Source organism: Streptomyces sp. TLI_185 (genome assembly GCF_003814765.1).
Classification (GTDB): domain Bacteria; phylum Actinomycetota; class Actinomycetes; order Streptomycetales; family Streptomycetaceae; genus Streptomyces.
In genome coordinates this window covers 7,564,441-7,578,666 of record NZ_RKRB01000001.1, presented here as the reverse complement: position 1 = coordinate 7,578,666, position 14,226 = coordinate 7,564,441, and the positions used below count along the sequence as shown (strand labels likewise).

Annotated in this window: 12 protein-coding genes; 1 reads left to right on the top strand and 11 read right to left on the bottom strand. The window is 69.4% G+C overall.

Annotated elements, in window-relative coordinates:
* The first annotated feature begins 29 nt into the window (after positions 1 to 29).
* Positions 30 to 623, top strand: coding sequence for a DJ-1/PfpI family protein (locus EDD92_RS34990; RefSeq protein ID WP_123967992.1), 594 nt, complete (start codon positions 30 to 32; stop codon positions 621 to 623).
* Here the strand turns inward: EDD92_RS34990 and EDD92_RS34985 are convergent.
* The 11 genes from EDD92_RS34985 to EDD92_RS34935 form a co-directional block, all read right to left on the bottom strand.
* Positions 616 to 1,419, bottom strand: coding sequence for an ABC transporter ATP-binding protein (locus tag EDD92_RS34985; protein WP_123967991.1), 804 nt, complete (start codon positions 1,417 to 1,419; stop codon positions 616 to 618). The two genes, EDD92_RS34990 and EDD92_RS34985, sit on opposite strands and share 8 nt — an antisense overlap.
* Positions 1,416 to 2,381 carry an iron ABC transporter permease gene (locus tag EDD92_RS34980; RefSeq protein ID WP_123970681.1) on the bottom strand — a complete coding sequence of 322 codons (966 nt, stop codon included), beginning with the start codon at positions 2,379 to 2,381 and terminating at the stop codon, positions 1,416 to 1,418. The genes EDD92_RS34985 and EDD92_RS34980 overlap by 4 nt, the downstream gene beginning before the upstream one ends.
* Positions 2,382 to 2,464: 83 nt before the next feature.
* Positions 2,465 to 3,493 carry an ABC transporter substrate-binding protein gene (locus tag EDD92_RS34975; protein ID WP_123967990.1) on the bottom strand — a complete coding sequence of 343 codons (1,029 nt, stop codon included), beginning with the start codon at positions 3,491 to 3,493 and terminating at the stop codon, positions 2,465 to 2,467.
* A 70-nt stretch (positions 3,494 to 3,563) separates the two neighbouring features.
* Positions 3,564 to 7,808 carry a non-ribosomal peptide synthetase gene (locus tag EDD92_RS34970; RefSeq protein ID WP_123967989.1) on the bottom strand — a complete coding sequence of 1,415 codons (4,245 nt, stop codon included), beginning with the start codon at positions 7,806 to 7,808 and terminating at the stop codon, positions 3,564 to 3,566.
* Positions 7,795 to 8,052, bottom strand: coding sequence for a phosphopantetheine-binding protein (locus EDD92_RS34965; protein WP_123967988.1), 258 nt, complete (start codon positions 8,050 to 8,052; stop codon positions 7,795 to 7,797). Before EDD92_RS34965 ends, EDD92_RS34970 begins: the two co-directional genes overlap by 14 nt.
* A gap of 55 nt (positions 8,053 to 8,107) precedes the next feature.
* Complete coding sequence (locus EDD92_RS34960; RefSeq protein ID WP_123967987.1) at positions 8,108 to 9,700, bottom strand: long-chain-fatty-acid--CoA ligase; 1,593 nt, start codon at positions 9,698 to 9,700, stop codon at positions 8,108 to 8,110.
* Positions 9,701 to 9,793: 93 nt separating this feature from the next.
* Positions 9,794 to 10,333, bottom strand: a complete 540-nt coding sequence (locus EDD92_RS34955) for an FcoT family thioesterase (RefSeq protein ID WP_123967986.1) — start codon at positions 10,331 to 10,333, stop codon at positions 9,794 to 9,796.
* Positions 10,333 to 11,217 carry a TauD/TfdA family dioxygenase gene (locus tag EDD92_RS34950; protein ID WP_123967985.1) on the bottom strand — a complete coding sequence of 295 codons (885 nt, stop codon included), beginning with the start codon at positions 11,215 to 11,217 and terminating at the stop codon, positions 10,333 to 10,335. The genes EDD92_RS34955 and EDD92_RS34950 overlap by 1 nt, the downstream gene beginning before the upstream one ends.
* Before the next feature lie 66 nt (positions 11,218 to 11,283).
* Complete coding sequence (locus EDD92_RS34945; RefSeq protein WP_123967984.1) at positions 11,284 to 11,520, bottom strand: acyl carrier protein; 237 nt, start codon at positions 11,518 to 11,520, stop codon at positions 11,284 to 11,286.
* The gene (locus EDD92_RS34940; protein WP_123970680.1) at positions 11,517 to 12,566 is read right to left on the bottom strand and encodes a beta-ketoacyl-ACP synthase III; all 1,050 of its coding nucleotides are present in this window, start codon (positions 12,564 to 12,566) and stop codon (positions 11,517 to 11,519) included. Before EDD92_RS34940 ends, EDD92_RS34945 begins: the two co-directional genes overlap by 4 nt.
* Positions 12,567 to 12,682: 116 nt before the next feature.
* Positions 12,683 to 14,086, bottom strand: coding sequence for an MFS transporter (locus EDD92_RS34935; RefSeq protein WP_123967983.1), 1,404 nt, complete (start codon positions 14,084 to 14,086; stop codon positions 12,683 to 12,685).
* Positions 14,087 to 14,226 lie beyond the last annotated feature (140 nt).

Genomic DNA, 14,226 nt, shown 5'->3' with positions numbered 1-14,226 from the left:
AGGCACAGAGCGTTGAGGAGTTCGTGGGTATGGGGTCTTCGCTGACCGTCGGTGTCTTCGTCTTCGAGGACGCCGAGGAGCTCGATGTCGCCGGTCCGTGGGAGGTCCTCGGGTTCTGGGCCGCGCATGTCAGCGCGGATCCGGTCCGGCTTGTGACGGTCGGCCGTGAGGAAGGCTGGGTGCGCTGCGCCAAGGGGTTGCGTCTCGGCGTGGACCACAGCCTGGACACTGCTCCCGCCCTGGATGTGCTGGTCCATCCCGGTGGTGACGGGACACGGGCACTCAAGAACAACAGCGAGCACCTCGACCGGCTGAAGCGCCTCCACGATCAGGGAGTGCTGCTCGCGAGCGTGTGCACCGGGTCGCTGGTGCTGGCCGCGGCCGGGCTCCTGAAGGGCCGTCCGGCCACCACACACCGGGACTTCGCCGAGAAGCTCGCGAAGATCGACGGCACGATCGACTTGCGCGCGGCCGAACGCTTCGTCGACGCCGGGGACATCGTCACCAGCGCAGGCGTGTCCGCCGGCATCGACATGGCCTTCCACCTGGTGGAGCGGTTCGGCGGTGCGGAGGCCGCGGACGAGGTGCGCCGAGGGATGCAGTACGACCGTCCCGTCAGCTGACCTTGGCCTCCCGTACCGGCTCGAGGGCGAGCGGCTGGGCCGCGTACGTGATGCGGACGATGCCGTCGGCGTGACGTTCGGCAGTGGCGGCCACGCCGAAGACCTCGCGCAGCAGGCCGGGGGTGAGCACGTCCAGGACCGGGCCGGCGGCGACCACCTGACCCGCATGGAGGGCGACGAGGTGGTCGCACAGGCGGGCGGCCAGGTCCAGGTCGTGGAGGACCGCGAGGGTCGTGATACGGGTGGTGCGGATCAGGTCGAGCAGTTCGAAGCGGGCGCGGATGTCGAGGTGGTTGGTCAGTTCGTCCAGGACGAGGAGCCGGGGCTGCTGAGCGAGGGCCCGGGCGAGCAGGACGCGCTGGCGTTCTCCGCCGGACAGCGAGGTGACGTCGCGTTCGGCCATGTGCCGGATCGCGCACAGGTCGAGGGCTTCCTCGACGGCCCGGTGGTCGTCTACTGAGTCGCGGCCGAGGAGGCCGTGGTGCGGGGTTCGCCCGAGCGCGATGATCTCGGCGACGCTCATGCCGGTCGGATTGCTGCTCGCGTCCTGGAGGACGGCCGCGGTTCGGCGGGCGGCGCTGCGTGCGGACAGGGCCCATACGTCGTCGCCGTCCACCCGTACCACGCCGCGGTGCGGGCGCAGGGAGCGGTAGACGGTGCGCAGGAGCGTGGACTTGCCGCTGCCGTTGGGGCCGATGAGACCGACGATGTCGCCTGGTTGGGCTTCCAGGTGCACGTCGTGGAGGATCGGCCGGTGGCCGAGTTCGACGTGGATCTTTTCCACGGTGAGCTTCATACGGTGTCCAGGCTCTTGTTGCGGCGCAGCAGCCACAGGAAGAAGGGGGCCCCGAACAAGGCGGTCAGAATGCCGAGGGGCAGTTCGTTGGGGCGGTTGACGGTGCGGGAGAGCAGGTCGACGACGACCAGGTAGATGGCGCCGACCAGGGCCGCCTGGGGCAGCAGCCGGCGGTGGTCGGCGCCGGTGATCAGGCGGACCAGGTGCGGGATCATCAGGCCGACGAAGCCGATGCCGCCGGCGACGGCGATGACCGTGCCGGTCACCAGGGAGGACAGCACCAGCAGCACGGCGCGCAGCCGGTGCACGTCCACACCGAGGGCGGTGGCGGACTCGTCGCCGACCAGCAGGGCGTTGAGTCGTCGGCCGAAGAGGGTCAGGGCCACGGTCGTGGTGAGGACCACGGTCGCGACGATGGGCAGCTGGCCCCATTGGGCACCCGCGACGCTGCCCAGCATCCAGAACATCACCGTACGCAACTCGGTTGGCGTGGCGCGCAGTTGGAGGTAGCTGGTGGCCGCGAGGAACAGGTAGCCGACGGCCACGCCCGACAGGACCAGGCGGGTGGGGGCGAGCCGCCCTCCCTTGCGGCCGAGGAGGAAGACAAGGGCGACCGCCGCGCCGGCGCCGAGAAAGGCCGCCGAGGACACGCCGAACCCGCCGAGGGCACCACCGGCGGCGGTGATGACCACGACAGCACCGAGGGAGGCTCCGGAGGAGACGCCCAGCACGTAGGGATCGGCGAGCGGGTTGGCGACGACCGCCTGCAGCACGACACCGGAGATGGCCAGTCCCGCACCGACCAGGGCGGCCAGCACGACGCGCGGGGTGCGGAAGTTCCAGACGATCTGGTCGGTGGCGGGGTCGGCGGCCGTTCGGCTGCCCGTCAGGTGGTGCCAGACGATCCGCCACACCTCGTCCACCGGGATGGTGACGGCTCCGATGCTGATCGCCACGATCATGACGGCGACGAGCACGGCCAGCAGCAGCACAAGGACCAGCTCCGCGTTCAGCCGCTTCCTCGGTCCTTGTCGGCCCGGCTGCGTCAGGACGCGTCGGGGTGCAGCATCTTGGCGATCTTCTGGACGGCCAGGTCGTTGCTGGGCCCGAGGTAGATCGAGTCGGACAGCACGAGGGAGCGCTTGTTCTTCGCGGCCGGCCACTGGGGGAACTCCTTGAGCAGTTTGCTGGCGTATACCTCGGGGTTCGGGTCGTTGTAACTGATGACCACGAGGGCATCGACCGGCTCGGCGGCAACCTTCTCCTTGCTCAGATCGGCGAAGGCGGTCTTGGAGGCGGAGGAGAAGGCGTTGCGGCCGCCCGCCTCGGCGAGGATGTCGTTCCAGATGCCGTTGGCCGCGATGGAGCTGAAGTCATTGCCGCCCATGCTCATGTTGGCGAACACGACCATCACATTGGGGGCGTTCCCGCCCTTCACCTTGGTCGAGACGGCGCCGATGGTCTTGCGGGAGGCGGCGATGAGCTTCTCGGCGCGGTCGCTGACATGGAAGACCTTCCCCAGATCGCGCAGCAGCTGGTAGCTGTCGTCGATCGTCATGTGGGAGGTGTCCTGGTCGCATCCCTGCGGGGAGATGTAGGTGTTGGCGCCGACCGACTTGAGGTCGTCGCGGGTGGCGAAGCCGTTCTTCGCGTCGAAGCCGTACGACGTGGTGGACAGCACCAGGTCCGGGCGCAGGCCCAGCATCGCCTCGCGCGGGATGTCGTAGGCGTCGTTGAGCTTGATGTCGCCGGTGGGCAGCTTCTTGATGGCTGCCGCCCGGCCCGGGACCTCGGAGCGGCCGTACGACTGCTCGTTGGCCACGATGCGGTCGCCGAGCCCCAGTGCCAGTAAGGCGGACACCTCGGCGACCGAGGCGCCGTTCATGACCACCACCCGCTTGGGTGCCTTGGTGTAGGTGGTGGTCTGTCCGCAGTTCTTGAGGGTGACCGGGTAACCGGGGGCGCTCGCGCCCGCCGCGGCGTTCGCCGTGGGGGACGTCGAGGCGCCGCATGCCGTGGCGGCCAGGCACAGCGCCCCGGCCAGGGCCACGGCAACGGGCCGTTTCGTCTGCACACTTGCTCCTCGGGGTGGGATGGACTCCGATCAAGTAGTCGGAGCGGAGTCCGCCCAAGTTCCCGAAGCGTCAGACATCCCCTCCTGTGGGTGGCGGGAGTATTCCGTTTTCTACGCAGTGGTCCAGGTATCGGAAGACCAGAGCGCGGTCGGCCTGCGGGCAGGAGATGCCGGTGTTCTCCAGCCCCCGCAGCACGTTGTCCGCCCGGACGTACCCCAGTCCGAGTTCCAGCTCCTCCTCACCTTCGTCCGTGAAGGAGTCGAAGAACGCACCGGTCGTCGCGGCCACATCGGCGGACCGGGGCAGCTCCTGGCGCCACTGCGCCAACGGGATGCGCTTGACGGGGTATCCGTACTCCTGCACCCAGTCGTACACGTCGGCCAGCCGCACCGGCGCGACGGGGGCATGGTTGAAGACGGTGCCGGGGTCAGCGGTCAACGACAGCCGTACGACGGCCCGGGCGACGTAGTCCGCCGGCGTCCACACCTCCGCCTCGAACAACTCCGGCACGATCCCGGCCGGGATGCCGGAGGCAAGCACGCTCCACAGGAAGTCCCGCCGGTTCACCAGACCGGTGTCCGGCGCTCCCGTCACCCTGCCCAGGCGGTGCACGGTGACGGGGAACCCGCGCTCGGCAGCCTGCTCCAGCAGCCGCTCGGACGCCCACTTGGACTGCTGATAGCCACTGACCAGCCCGGGATGCGGTGGAAGGAATGCCTCCGGTACCTCCGCAGCCTCACTGCGCGACGGAGCGACGGACAGGGTCGACACCAGATGGAGCGGAATGGAGTGTGCCGAGGCCATCTTCAGCAACTGGCGGGTGGATTCGGTATTGGCGGCGCGCAAGCTGCCGTACTCGCGCATGATGCTGACCGTCGCCGCGTTGTGGACGATGGCGTCGCAGGTCTCGGCCAGTTCGGCGAAGCGGTCGGCACCGAGCCCGAGATGCGGGTGGGCAAGGTCAGCCGGCACTGCAGTGATCCGCTCGGCGCCTGACGGCAAGGGAATCTGCTGGACGGCGAGGGCCTGACGGATGCGGTCGTGTGCCTCGGCCGGAGTCGCGGCCCGGACCGTGCAGACGATCTCGGCGTCGGTGGCCCGGAGCAGCCCCGCGAGGAGATGGGGGCCGACGAAGCCGGTGGCGCCGGTCAGCAGGACGGTACGCAGAGCACCAGCCACACGGCGCGGGCCGACGGGCCGGATGTCGTCCTCCAGGACAGCGTCGGCCGCCACCGTCTCGGGCAGTGCAGCGGCAACAGCCGTAGGAGCATCCGTACGGTGCTCCAGGCGGCGCGCCAGTTCGGCGGCCGTCGGGTGCTCGAACAGCCAGGCCACGCGGACGTCCCGGCCGAGCTCGACGCCGAGCCGGTTGGCGACCTGGATCGCCTGGAGCGACTGGGCACCGTGGTCGAAGAAGTCGTCCTCGGGTGCCAAGCGCCCAACACCCAGGATCTGAGCCCATGTTCGGGTGATGGTCTCTGCCAGGGAGCTGTCTGCCGTGTCTGCTGCCGGAAGCTGTTCTTGTACGACGGCACTGAGCGCGTTCCGGTCGATCTTCCCCGTGTTGGTGCGGGCCAGCCGATCGGTGAACTCCACGGCCGAGGGAACCATGGCCGGTGGAAGGGCCGCCCGTAGCCGCTCCCGTACGTCACCTGCGGTGGGGCGCGGTTCGTCGGCGACCACGTGGGCGGCCAGCCGCCGGGTCCCGTCCGGCAGCACCTGCCCGACCACGGCGGCCTCACGGATGCCGGGCTGAGCGAGGAGGGCAGCTTCAACCTCGGAGGGATGGACGCGATGTCCGCTGATCTTGAACTCGTCGTCCGCCCGGCCGAGGAAGCGCAGTTGCCCGTCGTCTCCGAGGCGGACCAGGTCGCCGGTGCGGAAGGCTCGTGGGGCGTCGGAGAGTTGTGTCAGCGGGGCGAAGCGGGCGTCGTCCGGGGCGTCCGCACCGCGGTAGCCGCGGGCCAGGGCCCCGCCGAGGAGGTGCAGTTCCCCGCCGACGACTGCCGCGCGGGTGCCAGGAAGGGGGACGCCGATCGGTACGTCGCCTGGCTCGCACGGGGCTTCGTGGAGGGCGGCGACCGTGGCCACCACGGTCGCCTCGGTCGGGCCGTAGGTGTTGAACAGCCGTACAGACGAACCGACCGCGCCCCGCCAGCGCTCCACGCGTTCCGGCAGGGCGGCCTCTCCCCCGATGACGACCGTGCCCACCGAGGCGGGAAGGTTGGCGGCGCCTGTGGAGACGGTGTAGGCGAGTTCGTGCCAGTAGGCCGTGGGGAGATCCAGGACGCTGATCCGCTGCCGATCGACCGCGTGCAGGAATCGGGGCACCGACTCGGTCATCTCGTCGGTGCGTACGACGAGCGTGGACCCGGTGCACAGAGTCAGGAAGATCTCTTCGACGCTGGCGTCGAAGTGCAGGGGCGCGAACTGCAGGACGCGGTCCTCGCGGCGCAGGCCGTAGCGATGTGCGGCACCGGCGACGAACGTGGCGAGCGCGCCGTGCTCGATCTCCACGCCCTTGGGTCGGCCGGTGGAACCCGAGGTGTGGATGACGTAGGCCAGATCGTCCGCGGTAGGAGGGAGCGGCGCCTGTTCCTCCTCGCCCTGAGCGTCGAGCAGGAGGACGGGCTGTCCTGCGAAGCGACCGGCGTACTGCTCGCTGGTGAGGAGGAGGGCGGGTTGCGCACTGTCCAGGAGGGTCCGGGTCCTGGATTCCGGAGCGGCCGGGTCGAGGGGGCAGTACGCGGAGCCCGAGAGCAGGACGCCGAGGATGGCCGTGACGGCATCGATGCCCCGCGGCAGGGCCAGGGCCACCACGGTGCCGGGGCCGACATTCCGGGCGGCGAGTCGTCGGGCCAACTTCCGTGCGGAGCCGAATAGTTCGGCGTAGGTGATGGTGCGTCCGTCGTGTTCGACGGCGATGGCGCCGCCGCGCCGGGCGGCGTGGTCTGCGATGAGACTCAACACTGGGCGGGCCGGACGGGGCAGCGGCCCGCCGTCGAGGACGGTGACCGGCTGACGGCCGATCGGCCGGTCCGGCTCGCCGACGGCCTCACGGAGCAGTTCCAGCAGCCCCTGCTGGTGTGCTGCCAGTTCGGCCTCGTCGTAGAGGTGGGGGTTGGCATCGACGGCGATCCGCAGGCCCGCGCCCTCGGCGCGGTCGTACACGTTCACAGCGAGGTCGTCGACGGGACCGGCGGAGACGTTGTGGACGGTGCTGCGATGCCCGGCGAAGCGCAGGTCGTACTCGAACGGCATGATGTTGACGCCCGGTCCCGACAGCCGTCGCTTGCCGCCGACCAGCTTCAGGTCGCGCCGCAAGTGCTCGTAGCGGTAGCGCTGGTGCGGGCGGCCGGCGCGGAGTTCCGCGGCCACCTTGGTGGCCAGGTCGCGCAGGCTGTCCTCCTCCCCCACGGCTACACGCAGCGGGAGGATGTTGCGCACCATGCAGGGCACGCGCAGGGACACCGAGCCCAGGCGCCCCATGGCGGGCAGGCTGAGGACGACCTCCGGGGCACCGCTGACCCGGTGTATGTACGCAGCGGTGACGGCCAGCACGGCGTCGGACCAGGTCACGGACATTTCACGGGCAAGGGCGCGCAGCCGGTCCGTCTCGTCGGTGTCCAGGTCGACGACACGGCGCAGGAAGGTGCGGGCCGGCAGGGCCTGTTCGGTGGTGAGACTGGCCACGTGCGGGCGGTCGGCGAAGCGCTCGGCCCAGTATGTTCGGTTCTTGGTGAAGCGATCCGACGTGCGGTGGTCGTCCTCTTCCTGCCGGACGGACTCCAGGGTGCCGAAGCCGCTCTCGCCGAGGGGGGCGTCCTCCACCAGGGCCGTGTAGACCTGCGCGACGCGCCGGGCGACCAGGGACAGGCCGAAGCCGTCGAGGGCGATGTGGTGGACGCGGTGGTACCAGAGGAATTCGTCGGGCGCGATGCGCAGGAGGGCGTGGCCGAAGACCGGGTCGCGCTCAAGGTCGACGGGGCGGTTCAGGTCCTGCGCCATCCGGTCCAGGGCGGCGCCGTGCGGGTCCGCCGCGGTGGTGAGGTCGGCGATGTGCGGGGCCCACTCGATGCCGGGGGTGCTCACCTCCCAGGGTCGGCCGGTCTCGTCGGTGACGAAACGGACGTTGAGAGCCTCCACTTCGGAGACGGTGTGACGCAGGGCCTTCTCGAAGACCGTCGCGTCCACCGCGCCATGGATGTGTACGTACTCGGCCGTGTTGTAGGCGGGGCTGTCCGGATCGAGTGCATGGCCGGTCCAGATGCCCTCCTGTGCGGCCAGAAGGGCATGGCGCTCAGGCGTCGGCATGGGGCACTCCCGCCTGGCGTTCGGACAGCAGCTGCCACCACTGGGCGAAGGAGGTGCGCTCGGCGAGGTCCACGAAACTCACGTCCACGCCGGCACTCCGCCACTGTTCGGCGAGGGTGGTGATGCGCAACGAGTCCAGTCCCGCGTCCAGGGGGTTCTCGTCCAGGTCGACGTCGTCCGGGTCCTGGTGCAGGTACTCCGCCAGGTCCGTGCGGAAGGTGTCCAGCGTCAGGGGCTCAGGCATGGTGTTCTCTCTTGGTAGCTGCACGGGTGGCCATACGCAGGTAAGGAAGTACCGGTCAGTTGACCTTGCGGTCGGAGTCGGTCCAGAAACGTTCGCGCAGCTCGCGGCGGAGGATCTTCCCGCTGGGGTTGCGCGGCACGTGGTCGATGAACTCGTAGCGGGCGGGCAGCTTGAAGGCGGCCAGCCGGTCGACGAGGAAGCGGTGCAGTTCCCGCGGTGTGGGTTCCTGGCCGGCGACAGGCACGACGAAGGCGTGGACGCTCTCACCCCAGCGCTCATCGGGGGCACCCACGATGACCGCCTCGGCCACGCCGGGATGGCGTTCCAGGACGTTCTCGATCTCGGCGGGGTAGACGTTCTCGCCTGCGACGAGGATGGCGTCCTTGATGCGGTCCTGGATGAAGATGTAGCCGTCGTCGTCGACGTATCCGGCGTCGCCGGTGTGGATCCAGCCGTCGACGAGGGTCTCGGCCGTCTTGTCGGGCAGCCCCCAGTACTCGACCATGCGGGCCGGGGTGGCCAGGCAGATCTCGCCCACGGTGCCCGGCGGCAGTTCCTTGCCGTCGCCGTCGATGACCTTGCAGCCCACGCCCGGGTAGGGGTGACCGGCGGCCTTCATCCTGGGGTGGCCGGGGATGTGGTCGGCGGGCGGCAGGCACACGGCGGTGTTGCCGGTCTCGGTCAGGCCGTAGATCTGGGCGAACTCGCTGCCGAACATGGCGAGGCTGTCTTCGAGGAGGGTCTCGGAGATGGGGGATCCGCCGTAGACGATCTTGCGGAGCGTGGTGAAGTCGTCCGGGGTGACGCCGGGTTCGGCGAGCATCATGCGCAGCATCGCCGGGACCACGCAGGCGGTGGTGATGCCCTTGTCGCGAATGAGGTCGATCGCGTCCCGCGGGGCGAAGGCACGCATGGCGGCCACGGTCGCGCCGGCGTTGAAGTTCTGGGTGGCCCACCACAGGCCGCCGACGTGGAAGCCGGGGATGCCGACGAGGGCGATGTCACCGGTGCGCCAGTCGATCCAGTCCAGGTTCTCGCCGGCCAGGGCATCGCGGATGGCGAAGAAGCTCCGGTGGGCGAGGACGACGCCCTTGGGCAGGCCGGTGGTACCGCTGGTGTAGAGCTGGGCGACCGGTGTGTCGGGCGTGGCCGAGGACGGCAGGTCGGTGTCGGGGTGCTCCGCCTTCCAGTCGGTGAAGCCGTCGGCGGTGCCGAGCCGGACCACCGTCTTGGGCGGCTCGGTCGGCAGCCGGTCGAGGACGGGGGCGAACTCCTCCTCCAGGAAGAGCACTTCACTGCCGGAGTCCTTCAGGATGTGGCTGACCTCGGGTGCGGTGAGCCGCCAGTTGACGGGCACCAGGACGGTCTCGCTCTTGGCGCAGGCGAAGAGGATCGCGTAGTAGTGCTCGGACTCCTTGCCCAGGTAGGCGACGCGCGCGCCGGATGCCGTCCCGGCGGCACGGAGCGCGTGGGCGATGCGGTTGCTCTCGCGGTGCAGCTCGGCGTAGGTGAGGCTGCGGCTCTCGCAGACGACGGCGGTGGTGTCGGGCTGGTGGGCGGCGTGGAAGTACGCCGTCTCGACGAGGGTGGTCAGCTGGGGGTGGTGGAGCTTCTCGCCGGGTGTTCCGTGCGCGGATGGTTCGGCCATGTGCGGGGCCTGCCTCTCGGACTGCTCTCGGGCTGCCGGTGGGCGTGCCGCCGCAGGGTGCGATGTGGCGGCACGCCGTGAATCGGTCGCTGCTCAGGGGGTGTTGACGAACGCGAGCTTCACAGTGCCGTCGCACCGGCCGCCCGCGTCGTCCCAGTACCGGTAGGCGGTGTCGGCAACGAGCAGCGGCTCCCCGCCCGGCAATCGCCGCTCCACGGAGAGGAACTCGATCTCCCCCGAGAAGGAACGGGCGTTGATCGGACGCCGGAAGTTGCCGCTGAACCGGGCGATGAGGATGTCGGGCAGCTGGTGTCGCCAGTAGTCGTCCAGAGTCCAGCCGGCGAACTCGTCCAGCAGCCCTTCCTTCACCGTCTTGGCGACGGCGTAATACATCATCTGGTTGTAGCTGATGTTGACTTCGACGGCGTTGAGATGGCCGGTGTCGTCGATGTAGCAGGACTCCGGGATCGCCAGTTCGCAGCGGGCGGAGACCAGGCCCGTCCTGGTGCTCACCGTCGCGGACTGCAGGTACTTGCAGTGCGCCTTGTACGGCCGCAGCACCTGGGGCAGGAGTTCCTCGTCGGTCTCGTAGTCCCGCAGCGGACGCTGCTGCAGAGGTGTTCGTACGGCCATCACGGGGCCTCGTCGTAGAGCTTGCGCTCGTCGTGCACGGTCACCCGGAAGGAGACGGTGGGCTCCGGGGTGGTGGTGTGTCGGGCGCGGTGGATGAGGCTGCGGTTGTCCCAGACCAGCAGGTCGCCCTTCTCGAAGGTCTGGAGGTGGATGTTGGTGTGGGTGAAGTCGTCGTCGAGTTGTCCGGTGGCTTCGAAGAGCCGGTGGAGCAGGTCGGTCTCCAGCGGCTTGCCCTCCTCGTCCTGCAGGCCGAGGGTGAAGCCCTCGCTGATGTACAGGACGGTCTCGCCGGTCATCGGGTGCGTGAAAGTGGTGGGTTTGACCACCGGCGGGGTCTTCGTGTCGACCTCATCGATGATCTCGGAGATCGGCCGGTAGACGTCCGTGGGGCGGATCTTGAAGTACTTGCGCACCGAGTGCTCGGCGAAGGTCCCCGCCGCTTCCTTCTTCAGGTCCTCGGGGAGCGCCTCGTACGCCTTGCCCATGTCGATGAAGTAGGTGCCCCGGTTCTTCTCGGGGACGACCTGCGGGTGGATGAAGGTGAGGCCGAACGGGTCGGGCATGAACTGGTAGTCGGCATGCCAGAACTTCCCGGTCTTCGGGACGCCGATCTGCTTGCCGTCCTCGGGCACGTTGGAGGAGACGAATATCTCCTCGACCTCGGGGTGCTTGTACATCGGCTCGTAGTACGTCTCCGGCCGGCCGAACAGCTTGCCGAGTTCAAGGAACTGCTGGGGTGACAGGTCCTGGTTCTTCAGGACGACGATCTTCTTGGTGTAGACCGCCGCCTTGATGGCTGCGACGTCGTCCTGCGAGGCGACCGCGTGGTCGAACCCTGCGACGGTCGCGCCGATGTCCTGCCCGAGGCGTTCCGTGATCTCCATGGTCCCTGCTCTCTGTGGGGTGATAAGGGCTGGGGGTGGTAATGGCTGGAGTGGTGATGGCTGGGGCTACTGGGCGAGCCTCGAATCGATGAGCTTCGTGGTCGCGCCGAGGGTGAGGTCTTCCTGGAGCTCGTTGTCGTCGATGTGGACGCCGAGATCGCGCTCGATGCGGATGCTGATCTCGACGAGGGTCAGCGAGTCGACGTCGAGCTGGGCGAAGGTGATGTCCGGGCTGATCCGGTCCGTGGGTGCGTCGTGGAGTTTCGTGACGATCTCGACCAGCTGGTCGTAGGTGGTGCTCATGGCTCCTTCGTTCCTCCTGAGTCGTGCGGGTGGGCGGTACGGGGCAGGACGGGCCAGGTCAGGAGGCAGGACCCCCAGGTGAGGCCACCGCCGAACGCGGTGAGCAGCACCCGTTCGCCCGGCTGGATGGTGTGCTCGGCGGCCGCATCCGCCAGGGCGAGAGGGATGGATGCGGCACCGGTGTTGCCCACGGACTCGACGTTGGTGACCAGTCGTTCCGCGGGCAGTCCGAGGTCGTCCGCCACTGTGCGCAGGATGCGCAGGTTGGCCTGGTGGGGGACGAGGTGATCGACGTCGTCGACCTTGCGGTCGGCCATCGTGAGGGTGGCGCGGGCGGAGGCTGCCATACGCGTGACGGCATGGCGGTAGACCTCCTTGCCGCGCATGGCGAAGTGACGATCCTGCGGGTCGACCGGCCCGGGGGTCGAGCGCTGGCGGGAGCCGCCGGCGGCCACCATGATCAGCTCTTCGCCGGTGCCGTCACTGCCGAGGTCGAAGTGGCCGACGGCACCGGGCTCCTCGGCATGTCCGGCGCGCAGGACCACCGCTCCGGCTCCGTCCCCGAAGATGATCGCGTTGCTGCGGTCGTGCGGGTCGACGATGGTGGAGTAGGTGTCCGCGCCGATCAGCAGGACGCTGTCGGCCAGCCGGGCCGTGATCAGGCTCGCCGCCGTGGCCAGGCCGTAGACGAATCCGGTGCATACGGCGCCGACGTCGAAGGCTGCCGCTCCCGTCAGGCCGAGCCGGCTGGCCACGAGCGGAGCGGTGGCCGGGCAGGAGCGGTCCGGGGTCGTCGTGGTGACGATCACGGCGTCCACGTGTTCCCTGCCCGCGGATGCGAGCGCTCGGCGGCCCGCCTCCACCGCGAGGTCGGAGGTGGCCTGTCCGGGGTCGGCGAAGTGGCGTCGGCCGATTCCGGTACGGGTTCGGATCCAGGCGTCGGTGGTGTCGAGCCGCTGGGAGAGTTCCTCGTTGGTGACGACTCGTTGAGGCAGCCAGCCGGCCAGTCCGCAGAGGATGGCGGCCCGTTCAGTCGGTGGCGGCATCGGGATACCGAGTGGTTGGTCAAAGGTGATGGACACAGAGGCTCCTAGGTGGGGGTGGCCAGGTGTGTGGGCGAGAAGGGCCCGACCGGTTGTACGACGGCTGCGGTGACCGGCCGTCAGCGAGCCGCGCGCCTCCGAAAGGACAGCAGGGCGAGGGCGCCGAGGCAGATTCCGGCCGTGATGACGTACACGGCCGCACGGACCCCGTCGAGCAGACCGGTCGTGGTCAGGCCGTGGCTTCCCGTGCCGGCGACGGCGACGAGAACGGCCAGTCCTACGGCACTGCCCACCTGCAGCGTGGTCGAGGCGAGCCCGGACGCGACACCCTGGTCCGCGGCGGGAATGCCGGTGGCTGCCGCGATCCACATGCCGGTCCAGGTCGCACCCTGGCCCAGGCTCAGCAGCACGATGCCGGGCAGCAGACGCACGTAGGAGCCGTGGTCGCTGAGCGCCAGTGCCAGCAGCAGCGCGCCGACGGCCCCCACTGCCATGCCGCCGAGCAGCGTGGTGCGCAGCCCCAGCGCGGACACGGCCCGCTCGCCTGTCTTCGTCCCGGCGGCCACGACAAGGGCCGGCACGAGGAAGGCGGCTCCGGTGGCCATCGCGCTGTAGCCGTGCACCGTCTGGAAGTAGAGGGTCAGGAAGTACGGCATCGAGCTGAAGGTGGCGCTGAACAGCGCGGTCAACGCCATGGCGCCGAGCAGGCTGCGGTGGCCGAACAAGTGCCCGGGGGTCAGCGGGGCGCCGACTCGCCTCTCCACTACGGCGAAGAGGGCCAGCGAGACCACCGACAGGGCCGCACAGATCAGGACGGTACGGCTGCCCCAGCCGGCCTCCGGCGCGTGGATGAGGACGAAGACGAGCAGGGTGATGCCCACGGTGGCGGTCAGAGCACCCGGGAGGTCGAAGTCCCGCTGCCGGGGCAGCGGTCCGTCCGCGGGGAAGAGGATCGCCCCGGCCAGGGAGATCGCACCGGCGATCGGGACATTGACCAGGAACACCGCCGGCCAGCCGAAGGCATCCACGAGCACTCCGCCCAGCAGCGAACCGAAGCACAGCCCTCCGGCCCCGGCAGCCCCCCAGGCGGCCAGCGCCCGGTTACGGCTGGGGCCCTCGTCGTAGAGCGTGTTGATCAGTGACAGGGCGGCGGGGAACAGCAGGGAACCACCGATTCCCTGCACGGCGCGCACCGCGACCAGAACTCCCGCCGACTCCGACAGACCGCCGATCAGCGAGGAGACCGCGTACAGCAGGGCGGCGACGACGAAGATCCGGCGCCGGCCCAGCAGGTCGGTCGCCCGCCCGCCGAGCAGCAGGAACCCGCCCGTGGTCACGACATACGCGCTGACCACCCACTGCAGGTCCTGTCCGGAGAACCCGAGGCCACGGCCGATGCTGGGGAGGGCGACATAGACGATGTTGTAGTCGAGCGAGATGACCAGTTGCGCGGCGGCCAGGATCAGTAGCGGCAGTCCGAGGCGCTGTCGTGACGGTATGCACGGTGATTCCACTGCAGGCATTGCGTAACCGTTCCCCCTAAGAATCCGCCCTCATGAATCAGGACGGCGGCTCACCACGGGATCGTGGCTCACTTCCGTGCGCCGCCACAAGCACCCTAACCGCAATTTCGGACTGGCTTGCGATCCGGTTGCCGGAATCG